The sequence below is a fragment of the Ochrobactrum sp. XJ1 genome, assembly GCF_024701725.1.
GTDB classification, from domain to species: domain Bacteria; phylum Pseudomonadota; class Alphaproteobacteria; order Rhizobiales; family Rhizobiaceae; genus Brucella; species Brucella anthropi.
Genome location: NZ_VDGD01000063.1, coordinates 1 through 760, shown reverse-complemented (window position 1 = coordinate 760; position 760 = coordinate 1). Strand labels below are relative to the sequence as shown.

Sequence of the window (760 nt, the reverse complement as noted above, 5' to 3'; positions counted from 1 at the left end):
GGTGTTGTCACGTTAACTGGGCTACAGTTGCCTGCCTGACGGTTTGGGCGTAAATTTTGGCGATGCAGACATCAGATATCATCTTCAAGCGTCACCGTTTTCCGCCACAGATCGTTGCTCATGCGGTGTGGCTTTATCTGCGGTTCAACCTTAGTCTGCGTGAAGTTGAAGAAATGCTGCTTGAGCGTGGAATCGACGTATCATACGAGACAGTTCGTCGTTGGATCGCCAAGTTCGGCCCCCAGATCACACGCAACTTGCGGCGGCGTCAGGCGCGCCCCGGCGATGTTTGGTATTTGGACGAAGTGGTCGTCAAATGCGCTGGAGAAAAATTCTGGCTTTGGCGTGCGGTGGATCAACATGGCTCCGTTCTCGAAGAAATCTTGCAGAAGCGGCGTGATAAAAGGGCGGCAAAGCGATTGCTTGTGGCGTTAATGAAGCGCTATGGCTTTGCTCCCAAACGGATCATCACCGATAAGCTCCGCTCCTACGGTGCAGCAAAGGCAGAAGTGGCACCCGGCCTTGACCATTGGTCGCACAAGGGCCTCAATAATCGGGCCGAAAATAGCCATCTGCCGTTTAGGAAACGGGAGCGAACCATGCAAGGTCATCGGTCACCTGGAGCGTTGCAACGGTTCGTCTCCATGCACTCAGCGACCCGCAATTGTTTCTCTGTTCCATCTCGTCGCCGAGCCGCACACACAATTCGCTACCATCGCCTCGAAGCTTTCGATGCATGGAAAATTGCGGCCTGTTTCGC

1 protein-coding gene is annotated in these 760 nt (G+C 54.1%); it reads left to right on the top strand.

The window, feature by feature from the left end; translation table 11 throughout:
• Positions 1–62: 62 nt before the first annotated feature.
• Positions 63–760: IS6 family transposase (locus FG152_RS27145; RefSeq protein ID WP_109365644.1), on the top strand; the 698-nt coding region annotated here is incomplete at its 3' end.